Genomic DNA, 8,867 nt, shown 5'->3' on the forward strand with positions numbered 1-8,867 from the left:
AATTGGCATCCTGTTGTATTTGACAAGGCGCAATACTTTCTTATTCATGATGGATTTGAAAACTCTTGTGAAATGCCATGCAAGCCAATAGACAGGCCGCTCGCCTGTCCCTAATATCCCCATAAATCATATCTATGGCAATTCAGCTCGCTGGGAGTACGCAGCTCGCTGATTGTCATTCATTAGCCCTGGGCAGTTGCCGACTGTCGCCACTCTGTTGCCATATCCGTGTCGTCAAATGCTGTGCGATGCCGTAACAAAAGCAAGACGGGACACAATGATTTTTTTGAAATTTCCGGCATAGAAAGCTATCGAATATGCAAATCACTAAAAAACCCGGCACAGCCAGGGACCAGGACGGAACATGGAGCCATGCGGCGTTAAAAGCCGAACATGTGGCGCTGGTCAACGCCGGCAGCATTGCGCCTACTCGGATGCTGGCCAACAGATATGCCGTTTCTGTAACAACGATCAAGGAAGTCTTGGCTGAAAATGCTATCGCAAATGCGAGCAACGATCCTCCGATTCTTCACTGCCATGATCCGTTCGGACGTTGCAAAAGCATGGTTTGAGCTTCCTCTTATCAAGCAATGACTCAAGAAACCGCATCCCGCATGAAAACATCGAATACGGCAAGCAAACCTGCGCCCCAAGAGCCGGAGCTAGCCACTGACGGCCGCTCATCTGTCTTTCCTGCAGCGCCTACATTGTTTTCAATGAACTATACGAGGCCCACTTACCGGAGTGAGGTACAAGTCAGCTATTCCTGGGTTTTAAGGCCAGTGCCAATTGCATGGTCAAAAATATAGCCGGTTTGGAATGAATGGATAGAGGGAGTTGATAATTTCATGAAAATAGCGACGAAACCGCTGCTGCTGCTTTTGCTGGCATTTGGCGGAAACCTGCCGGCATATGCACAAGAAGATAACTGGGGAAACTTGAATAACCAGGCCGTGGCACTGAGCCGGCAAGGACAGTTTTCCGCCGCTATCGCCGCGGAAAAGACAGCTCTCCAAGTCATCCAGGGAACTGCCGCCGCGCTCCCTCTGGATATTGCGGGAATAATGAGTAATCTAGGGTGGCTATATTCCACCCAGAAACAATACACGCTGGCCGAATCGTTTCTCAAGCGAACACTGGCGATAAGGGAGCGGATACTTGGCCAAGATCATCCGGATGTCGTCAACACGCTCAGCCAGTTGGCCTTGGTGTACCGCCAGACAGGAAGAGAAGAAAGCGCCGAGTCCGTGGAAAAGCGTGCCGCCGCTATTCTTGCGTCACAACCTCATTGACAGGCTGAAATGCCTGACGATTGACGATGATATTGCCTACGATAAGCTGTGGGCAAGAATTGCGGCCGGCCATGTGGGAAGCCATTGCGAGGGAAGTCCAGTTATCGTGCAAATTCCAAGGGGAAATGTAACAATCGGCACTGCATAGTCGATAGAATATGAGTGATGCAAATTTAGCTGTCGATGATTGCAAAAATTGCATGAAATATTTTGGATCACTCGAAATGCATAACTCATCAGGCGCACTTGCCGATATAGATCCCGTGTCAGCCGGATTCGCTACAGACCGGGATGGTTTTGTTTCTTACAAAAACTCGCTCCTGTTTTTACCGCCCAAGGAACGCGGCGCTTTCCGTCTGTTGCTCAATGCCTGGCCTAAAGTCGTTTTAAAAGAAGACTTTTCAAAAAATGTCTGGGCTGGGCGCATGTCGGATGAAAGTTTGGCGCGCTGTATTACGCAACTGCGCCGGGGCCTCTCCAATCTTGGCGTCGCGCAGATCGATTCCTTTTATGGCCAGGGTTATCGTCTGACGATTTTGTCGGATAAAGTGCGGCGCTTGTCAGGCGCGCCGGCGACGGTTCCTCCACACAAATCCGATGCGGTAAAGCCCCATGCAGCGCTGGTCGAGGCTTGCATCCACGCCCGGCAACTACTTGAACGTCGTTCGCAGGACGCCTTTTCCCAAGCGGAAGCCATACTCAAAAATGTCATCTCCAAGGCTCCCGACTATATGGTGGCCAAGCTCCTGCTCGCACAATACGTGGCCGAGCGGGGGTTTTTTGATGCGAATATACAGCGCTCCCAAATTGACGATGCCCTTGGCCAGTTAAGGTTCGCTCAAGAGGCCGAGCCGCATTTGCAAGGTTTGCAATCACTGACAGGCCATCTTCTTGATTGCAAGTGGCATTTCGATGAAGCCAGGGGGGCGCACGAACAGGCCTTGCAAATGTCTCCCGACGATGACGTCGCCTATTATCGCTACGGTTATCACCTGATCTACACCAATGCCTCATCCGAGGCTGTCGACGCTTTCCGTTTTGCGGCTCAGCTCAATCCGTTCTCACCGAACATTGCCACTATGCTGGTGCGTGCCTGCGCTTGCGCAAACATGGATCCAGCCGAAGTCTTGGCGCAAGCACGAAGCGCATATTCATCTCATCCGGATAGTCCTTGGACTTATGTGAATCTGCTCTACACGCGAGCCTGGGTGGATCCGCAACCGGAAGTCGCCCATGCCGCACGTCATTTCGTACAAAAGAACCGCTATGCGCACGCCCTGACGTCCAGGGCCGTGGCATACGTACTTGCGCGTTGCGGCGACCATGCCGGGGCGCTGGAAGTCATTGAAAAGCATGGCAGTGTCCATGGGATACATCTGGCGGCTTTGGTTGCAATGGGATTGCTGGACGAGGCGATGATAAAAGTGAAGGCTGCTGCTGAAACCGGATTTGGCGTCTTGCCCTTTTTACTCAATGTTCCTGAAAACTCTGCGCTGAAACAACACCCTGACTATCCCCAAGTACATGCGAAAGTATTTTCCCGCATGCCCGGAAAACCAATTTAGCGGCAATCTGTATATAACGTTTCGGTTTCGGCTACCTGCGTTTTTGCCCATGTGGGGAGGCATTTCGAGGGAAGCCCGGCTATCGTGCAAATTCCAAGGGGAAATGTAACAATCGGCACTGCATAGTCGATAGAATATGAGTGATGCAAATTTGGCTGTCGATGATTGCAGAAATTGCATGAAATATTTTGGATCACTCGAAATGCATAACTCATCAGGCGCACTTGCCGATATAGATCCCGTATCAGCCGGATTCGATATAGACCGGGATGGTTTTGTTTCTTACAAAAACTCGCTCCTGTTTTTACCGCCCAAGGAACGCGGCGCTTTCCGTCTGTTGCTCAATGCCTGGCCTAAAGTCGTTTTAAAAGAAGACTTTTCAAAAAATGTCTGGGCAGGGCGCATGTCGGATGAAAGTTTGGCGCGCTGTATTACGCAACTGCGCCGAGGCCTCTCCAATCTTGGCGTCGCGCAGATCGATTCCTTTTATGGCCAGGGTTATCGTCTGACGATTTTGTCGGATAAAGTGCGGCGATTATCGGTTGTGCCGGCGACAATTCCTCCTCGCAAATCCGATGCGGTAAAGCCCCATGCGGCGCTGGTAGAGGCTTGCATCCACGCCCGGCAATTACTGGAACGCCGGTCGCTGGACGCCTTTTCCCAAGCGGAAGCCATACTCAAAAATGTCATCGCCAAGGCCCCCGACTATATGGTGGCCAAGCTCCTGCTCGCGCAATACGTAGCCGAGAGGGCGTTTTTTGACGGGAACATACAGCGCTCGCAAATCGACGATGCCCTTGGCCAGTTAAGGTTAGTTCAAGAGGCCGAGCCGTATTTGCAAGGCCTGCAGTCGCAGATAGGCTACCTCCTCGATTGCAAGTGGCATTTCGATGAAGCCAGGGGCGCGCACGAACAGGCCTTGCAAATGTCGCCCGACGATGACGTCGCCTATTATCGTTATGGTTTTCATCTGCTGACCAGCAATGCTCCGTCCGAGGCAGTCAGTGCTTTGCATTCTGCCGTCCAGCTCAATCCATTCTCCCCGAACATGGCCGTCGGACTGGTACGTGCCTACGCTTGTGCAAACATGGATCCAGCCGAAGTCTTGGCGCAAGCACGAAGCGCATATTCATCGCATCCGGATAGCCCCTCGACTTATGTGAATCTGCTCTACACGCTAGCCTGGGTGGACCCGCAACCGGAAGTCGCCCATGCCGCACGTCATTTCGTGGAAAAGAACCGCTATGCGCACGCGCTCTCGTCGAGGGCCGTGGCATACATACTTGCGCGTTGCGGCGACCATGCCGGGGCGCTGGAAATCATTGAGAAGCACAGCAGTGTCCATGGCATACACCTGGCGGCGTTAACTGCCATGGGCATGCTTGACGAAGGAATGGTGAAGGTGAGGGCGGCCGCTGAAACCGGATTTGGCGTCCTGCCTTTTTCACTCAGCGTTCCGGAATGCGCGGCGCTGAAACAACATCCGGATTACGCAGAGGTACACGCCAAGGTATTTGGCCGCGTGCCTGCGAAGTGAGCAACGGCGCAATGAAAGAACATTGGCGCCGCATTCTCCGGCGCTGGAGCTGCCGTTGCCATTTCTTCCGGAAAGACTAGTCGCCAATATTCGAAAGCGCGGTCTTTCGTAACGGACGATGCCCTTGGTTTTCTGCCTGAAGAAATCAAGGCGCCTCTATAACGATCAACGATGCAGCGTAGTCGATGGTTTTCTTGTAAGCCGGCAGGCTGGGATGCGTGAGATTGCTCAAGGTCGTTAACCGATTTTTGAAAGCCAATAAATTGGACTCCGGGTCCCCTGCTTTTTCCAGGATGAGATAGCGGCAAACTCCGTTGATGACAACATGCACCTGGCCGATGACATTCGCACCGTAAAGCGTAAGCGCTGCCAGCTTCAAGATTTCATCGACGCGTTCGTCGAGCACTTTGTCGTCCGTGATCATTTCCATATGGCTTATAACCCGTGGTAGTCGAGTCGTTCATCCTAGAGATCAAGGCGCTTGCAGTCCATTCGTTTGTGCGTGCTTTCACAATGGTTGTCAATTTCCATATCGTTTGGTCAGACTCTTGCCTGTCGGCACGCATTTCATTCTTTTCGTTGCTTTTCGAAAACGATCTTCGCGTCACATCTTCTCCTGGTTCGCCGATGCCACAAATGATGACGTCTTCTTGATGATTTCGTTAATCATTGTTTTCGTATGTCACACGAAGAAAATAATCACCTATATTCCATTCAATGCCGGCTGTGCGGCAGTTGGGTTAAATCTCTTATTTGATGGGCGTTAATCATGATTCTTCGGGATGATCAGTGGGAAAAATTAGAACCGTTGTTGCTTGGCAAGCAAGGCGCGCCGGGAGTAAGCGGGCGCAATAACCGGTTATTTATCGAGGCCGTGCTTTTGCATGTCTCCGATCGTCGCTGCTGGAGCGAATTATCATCCGAATTCGGAGGATGGAATGCCATTTATATGCGGTTTAGACGGTGGAACCAAAGCGGCTTCTGGCGCCAGATAGTGCAGGACCTGGATGGCGAGGGGGAACTGCGTATCGCAATGGAGAAGATTGCCGAATATGCCGATCAGCAAACAGAAGATGCTGTCAGAAGAAAGACCAGGAAAGTTGAACGTGAAATTTATGCAGCCTCAGTAAATTCGCTGAGAAGGGGCTTGGAAAAATATAATGAAAGTGAGGCCGGCGTGACCTGGCTGTCATTGGTAGGGCCACTTAAAGACAATGGGGGCATGAATCTTTGATGCCGGGCGAAAGAAGCTGAATTTCCATGTAGGCTGATTTGAAAATTTTTGGAGAAATTGATGGCTGAATTTCAGGTTGCCGATGAAGGAATCGGTACTGACATTTGCGGACCTGCGGCCAGGGATACATGCCTAGCCACGGCGAGAAAAAAAGTCGAGGCGCGCCGAATGCTTGAGGATGTGCTGGAAGAAAGCAGGCAACGCCGTGCCGACTGGAACAGCCTGCATGAGTCATGAGGATCGTGGTTACCTCGCAACCAATGATTATGTCTTTATGATGATTTTTCAAGGCAGTGCGCATTGTCGTTACAAAGGATCAAAGTGCATATAGCATTGCAAGAAGCTTGGCAGGGCAGGGAAGAAAAGATAATTTTTCCTGGTTAAATCAATTCAAAAAATATTGAATATAAAACGGCCTTCAATATTGTTTACCTGATTGAGCCCCGTGCCGTTGAACCTGGCGATGATCGTGGTTGGGGGAATGTCAGGCAGCTGGAGATAAGGCGATAGTTGTTTTCGAATTTTATAAGAAGAAAAATGCAACACTGGCATCGTCACACTCCGGGCATTGCTCCCGAATCTGTTGGATTTACAGTCGATCAGCATGGATTTGTGGCTTATAACAATGCGATACTCGATTTGCCGCCTAAGGAGAGAGGGGCATTAAGTCTTTTGCTGAGCGCCTGGCCGAAGTCGGTGTCAAAGAAGGATTTTGCCCTGCATGTATGGAATGGGCGGATGTCGAATGAAAGTCTCGCGCGTTGCATGGCGCAGCTGCGGCGGGTGCTCTCGCATATCGGCATGATAAAAATCGATTCATTGTATGGGCTCGGATATCGCCTGACCATCCTGCCGGAGACTGTGGACGCCTCGGCCCGGTTGCTATCGGACCGCGGCCGCCAATCCGCCGCGGCCAAAGTGCATCCTTCAATAACGGCTGCCTGCCTCTACGCGCAACAAATTCTCCAGAATCATTCGCCAGCTGCCTATGACCGAGCAGAATCGATCATCAACGATGTCGTCTCTCAAGCCCCTGATTACATTCCGGCGAAACTGGTATTGGTCCAATGCATGGCCAATCGTGCGATCAACGGGATGCCTGGCTGCCCGAGGGCGATTGACGAAGCGCTGGAAATACTGGCTTCTATCGAGCGCACCGAGCCTGGCGCATCGGATTTGCAGTCACAAAAGGCTTATCTTCTCGACGGCAAGTGGCAGTTTGATGAAGCCCTGCTCATGCATGAGCAAGCGTTGCTTCTGGCGCCGGAAAATCCTTCCACGCATTTCAATTATGGCTTGCACCTGCTCGCGACTGGCGCAACACCCTGCGCCGTCATGGCGTTTCGCTCCGCCGTCGAACTGAATCCCTTTTCGCCCGAGCAGTCGATCATGCATGCGCGGGCCCTTGCCGCTGCCGGCGCCAGCGTCATCGACATGGTCGAGCACGCGCGCGAGGCGTATCGCATCCATCCAGACAGCCAGCAAGTCTATCTGTATTTGCTGGGCATGCTGGCGTTTGCGGATCCTCAGCCGGAACTGGCGCACGCCGCGAGGCAGATTACCTTAAGCCGTTCGTCCTGGATCTACGCTGCGGGAACTATTTCCTATGTGCTTGCGCGATGTGGCGACAGGGCAGCCGCCTTGGAATTGATTGATGCGCAGGCGTCTGCCAGCGCCAGCATCCGGGTAACGCATCTGGCGGCCCTGATAGCCCTCGATCTGGTTGACGCAGCGCTGCTCAGGGTGAAAGAGGCTACGCATGCCGGTTGTGGCCATCTGCCGATTTTGCTGAGCTTTGTCGAAAATTCGGCACTTAAGGAGTGTCCGGAATACCCCGCCATTCTTGCGCGCATATTTTCGGGTTAATCACTATCCAATACGCGATTCGCGGACGGTCCGTGATTGTCTAGGCCATGCGATGCCTGTCGCGGATGGCTATTTCTCCGATGACAAGAATATTTTCGCCAGTGGCAGTTGGGTGTTTATAACCCGCCTCGGGCTGTCTTCCCGCATTGCTGGATAAGTCCTCGATACCCCCTTTGCACAATCCATCCGGATGCGCTTTCGACAAAAGCGCATTTGTCTTTTGCATGGCGTTTTCAATGTGGCGGCTTTTTCAGCAGGTCAATTTTCTTATCTTATCCAATGCAAAAACAACAAATGCTTACGCCTTCCTGATGGTTTCGTTAAGCATTGTTGGGCGAGGTCGCAACTCCGAAAAAGCCGCCTACATTATCAGTTATTGAATGTATTGCTCGCGAATTTAATGCTTCATGACGCGATTATCTCGATTTCAACAAGTCAGATATAGGTGCTTGTGTCGAGCAAATTTCATATGCCTGAATTGAATTGACGATTGTTGGGAGATATAAAAATGAACAAAGTTTATCGAGTCATCTGGAATAAAACCTCTGGTGATTATTGTGTGGTGGGGGAATCGGCAAAAAATGCTGGCAAGGGGAAGAGCAATACCTCGGTGTCACAGGTCAGAAAATTATCCGAAACGGCGGGGCGGAATTTTTCTGTAAAGACCATTGCTAAGAATATTTCTGTTATTTTTCTATTCGGATTTTTTACAGATATAGCGTGGGCTGGCTATATAGGAAATTGTGCCGGCACGAGCCTTAACTCTTGGACTTTGTTAGGGGTGACAGCGGCGGGTTGGCAGGGTATGAATGATGCGGGTGCAGCTGGCGAAGGAAATTGCGGCCCTTCTGGTACACAAGGAACGGGGGTAATTATCTCTGAAAATAATTCGGGAAATGGCGGGACGGCTAGCGCTACGTCGGCGTATATGTATATTGGCCAAACGGGGAACAATTCAGCTGGAAGTATTACACTTTACGGTCCTACCGGCATAAATTTAAAAGGTAACTCGGCTGTGACCGGGACCTTTTCGAGTAGTGGCCTTGCGACGTTCTCCAGCGGGGCTAGCCTGGCGAACAATAAGCTGACTAATGTCCTGGCCGGAACAGCTCCGACTGACGGCGTAAATTTCAGCCAGTTAAGCTCGCTGTCGACATCGACCTCGACTGGCTTGAGTACAACCAACAGTAACGTGGCATCGTTGTCGACTTCGACATCAACGGGCCTGAGCACCACCAATAGCAATGTGACGTCGCTGTCGACGTCCACGTCAACTGGCATCGCTTCATTGTCGACGTCAACGTCGACCGGCCTGAGTACAACGAATAGCAATGTTTCGTCGTTGTCGACCTCGACTTCCACTGGTCTGAGTA

General features: G+C 51.5%; 10 protein-coding genes. 8 read left to right on the plus strand and 2 right to left on the minus strand.

Annotated features, from left to right (window positions below):
- Positions 1-317: 317 nt before the first annotated feature.
- The 4 genes from AC07RZ_RS04770 to AC07RZ_RS04785 all read left to right on the plus strand — a co-directional run bounded on the left by AC07RZ_RS04770 (position 318) and on the right by AC07RZ_RS04785 (position 4,394).
- Positions 318-572, plus strand: a complete 255-nt coding sequence (locus AC07RZ_RS04770; protein ID WP_494667095.1) for a hypothetical protein — start codon at positions 318-320, stop codon at positions 570-572.
- Positions 573-848: 276 nt separating this feature from the next.
- Entirely contained in the window at positions 849-1,292 is a 444-nt protein-coding gene (locus tag AC07RZ_RS04775) for a tetratricopeptide repeat protein (RefSeq protein WP_494667096.1), read from the plus strand.
- Positions 1,293-1,450: 158 nt separating this feature from the next.
- Positions 1,451-2,857 (plus strand): winged helix-turn-helix domain-containing protein, encoded by a 1,407-nt coding sequence (locus AC07RZ_RS04780; RefSeq protein WP_494667097.1) that lies wholly within the window; start codon positions 1,451-1,453, stop codon positions 2,855-2,857.
- A 136-nt stretch (positions 2,858-2,993) separates the two neighbouring features.
- Positions 2,994-4,394, plus strand: a complete 1,401-nt coding sequence (locus AC07RZ_RS04785; RefSeq protein WP_494667098.1) for a winged helix-turn-helix domain-containing protein — start codon at positions 2,994-2,996, stop codon at positions 4,392-4,394.
- 145 nt (positions 4,395-4,539) lie between these two features.
- On the opposite strand, the gene AC07RZ_RS04790 is transcribed toward AC07RZ_RS04785, so the two are convergent.
- Positions 4,540-4,824 carry a hypothetical protein gene (locus AC07RZ_RS04790; protein ID WP_144737152.1) on the minus strand — a complete coding sequence of 95 codons (285 nt, stop codon included), beginning with the start codon at positions 4,822-4,824 and terminating at the stop codon, positions 4,540-4,542.
- Positions 4,825-5,163: 339 nt separating this feature from the next.
- Here AC07RZ_RS04790 and AC07RZ_RS04795 point away from each other — a divergent pair, with 339 nt between their 5' ends.
- The 3 genes from AC07RZ_RS04795 (at position 5,164) to AC07RZ_RS04805 (ending at position 7,494) form a co-directional block, all read left to right on the plus strand.
- Positions 5,164-5,628, plus strand: a complete 465-nt coding sequence (locus AC07RZ_RS04795) for a transposase (RefSeq protein WP_494667099.1) — start codon at positions 5,164-5,166, stop codon at positions 5,626-5,628.
- A gap of 60 nt (positions 5,629-5,688) precedes the next feature.
- The gene (locus AC07RZ_RS04800) at positions 5,689-5,865 is read left to right on the plus strand and encodes a hypothetical protein (RefSeq protein WP_494667100.1); all 177 of its coding nucleotides are present in this window, start codon (positions 5,689-5,691) and stop codon (positions 5,863-5,865) included.
- A gap of 300 nt (positions 5,866-6,165) precedes the next feature.
- Positions 6,166-7,494 carry a winged helix-turn-helix domain-containing protein gene (locus tag AC07RZ_RS04805; protein ID WP_494667101.1) on the plus strand — a complete coding sequence of 443 codons (1,329 nt, stop codon included), beginning with the start codon at positions 6,166-6,168 and terminating at the stop codon, positions 7,492-7,494.
- A gap of 40 nt (positions 7,495-7,534) precedes the next feature.
- Here AC07RZ_RS04805 and AC07RZ_RS04810 read toward each other — a convergent pair whose 3' ends face one another.
- A complete protein-coding gene (locus AC07RZ_RS04810) occupies positions 7,535-7,720 on the minus strand; it encodes a hypothetical protein (protein WP_342831207.1) in 186 nt (61 codons plus the stop codon).
- A gap of 282 nt (positions 7,721-8,002) precedes the next feature.
- On the opposite strand from AC07RZ_RS04810, the gene AC07RZ_RS04815 reads away from it, so the two are divergent.
- On the plus strand, positions 8,003-8,867 hold an 865-nt coding region (locus AC07RZ_RS04815), incomplete at its 3' end, for an ESPR domain-containing protein (RefSeq protein WP_494667102.1).

The sequence above is a fragment of the Collimonas sp. GW821-FHT07E08 genome, from assembly GCF_059418905.1.